This window comes from Pseudomonas sp. SIMBA_067, assembly GCF_046534675.1.
Lineage (GTDB): Bacteria > Pseudomonadota > Gammaproteobacteria > Pseudomonadales > Pseudomonadaceae > Aquipseudomonas > Aquipseudomonas putida.
Genome location: NZ_JAWRYH010000616.1, coordinates 1 through 264, shown reverse-complemented (window position 1 = coordinate 264; position 264 = coordinate 1). Strand labels below are relative to the sequence as shown.

Annotated in this window: 1 protein-coding gene; it reads right to left on the bottom strand. The window is 54.5% G+C overall.

The window, feature by feature from the left end; all coding sequences use genetic code 11:
- Positions 1 to 264: mechanosensitive ion channel family protein (locus SB765_RS30570; RefSeq protein WP_410932610.1), on the bottom strand; the 264-nt coding region annotated here is incomplete at both ends.

Sequence of the window (264 nt, the reverse complement as noted above, 5' to 3'; positions counted from 1 at the left end):
CCCATGGTGGCATTTCGCACGTTCTGCGAGATAAACTGCGAGTTCGGCACAATCACCGTGGATTTATCGCCCAGCTGGATCTCGGTGGCGCGCACGTTAATCCGGCGGATATCCCCTTCGATACCGCTGATGCTCACCAGATCGCCAACCTTCACTGGCCGCTCGGTCAACAGAATCAGCCCCGAGATAAAGTTCTTCACAATCTCCTGTAAGCCAAAACCGATACCTACCGACAAGGCACTGACGATCCAGGCCAGCTTATTC